At 61.9% G+C, this 1,208-nt stretch carries 2 protein-coding genes; both read left to right on the forward strand.

The genetic code is table 11. The annotated features are described in order from the left end of the window. Positions 1–405, forward strand: a 405-nt coding sequence (locus tag ACRXB1_RS36365; RefSeq protein ID WP_449494814.1) for a murein hydrolase activator EnvC family protein, incomplete at its 5' end; no start/stop codon positions are given. A gap of 66 nt (positions 406–471) precedes the next feature. Continuing rightward, entirely contained in the window at positions 472–1,026 is a 555-nt protein-coding gene (gene bamE, locus ACRXB1_RS36370) for an outer membrane protein assembly factor BamE domain-containing protein (protein ID WP_375508466.1), read from the forward strand. Positions 1,027–1,208 lie beyond the last annotated feature (182 nt).

Genomic DNA, 1,208 nt, shown 5'->3' on the forward strand with positions numbered 1-1,208 from the left:
GCCGCCGCCGGCCGCGTGGTCTACGCGGGCAATGGCTTGCGCGCTTACGGCAACATGATCATCGTCAAGCACAGCAGCGACTACCTGACGGCGTATGCGCACAACAGCAAGCTGCTGGTGAAAGAGGTCGAGCCGGTGAAAGCCGCCGCCGCCGGCCGCGTGGTCTACGCGGGCAATGGCTTGCGCGCTTACGGCAACATGATCATCGTCAAGCACAGCAGCGACTACCTGACGGCGTATGCGCACAACAGCAAGCTGCTGGTGAAAGAGGGCGATACGGTGCGTCAGGGCGCGCCGATCGCAGAAATGGGGACGGGGCCAAGCAACAAGCCGCTGCTGCACTTCGAGTTGCGCAAGTCGGGGCAGGCGGTCGATCCGGTGCCATCGCTAAAAAAGGCAGGATGACCAGCGCGGCCCAAAACGCCGCCCGCGATGCGCACGCGGCGTTCGCCCAATGAGAGGTCGGCGGATATGAAAAGACTCATGCTTGCCGCCACGTGCGCGGCGGCCGTGTTGCTCACTGGCTGCAACGAGAGCCAGAGCGAGGACGCCATGAACAAGTTGAAGTCATTGTTCAATGCAGTCAAACCGGACACGCTGTTGCTGAAAGACCTGACGCCCGGCGTCACGACCGAGGCGCAGATCCGCGACCAGATGGGTGAACCTGAAACCGCGCGCATTTTCACGGATGGCTCCAAGCGTCTGGAATATCCGCGCGGGCCTGCGGGCACGAGCACGTATTTTGTCGATATCGATGCAAACGGCAAGTTCGTGTCGGTGACGCAGGTCCTGACGGCGCAGAACATCGCGAAGATCCGGCCGGGTATGACGCAGGACGAAGTGCGCCGGATTCTGGGAAAGCCCACGACCATCGCTGAATATCCGCTCAAGAAAGAGCGCGTGTGGAGTTGGCATTGGGAGGAGGGCGGCGTGACACGTAACGCCATGTTCAACGCCCACTTTGGTCCGGATGGCATCGTCACCACTACATCGCGATCCGAGGCGCTGGGCGGCGGCGCGCATTGAGCATTCATTGAGCATCACCCGCACTCAAGTCAAACCGATGCAAAAATCAAAACACGCGTTCGAGCGCGAGGAACTGATGGCGCTGGCTGAGCGCTATCGAATGGAACGGGCGGCGGAGTCGTCCGATTCGGCCGAAGCCGGTTGGCAATGCGGGCGCGGTCACGCATGGGACGACGCGCTCA

The organism is Caballeronia sp. M23-90 (genome assembly GCF_053574605.1).

Coding starts and splice junctions, on each gene's coding strand:
- bamE (WP_375508466.1), top strand. CDS start 472: ATGAAAAGACTCATGCTTGCCGCCACGTGCGCGGCGGCCGTGTTGCTC.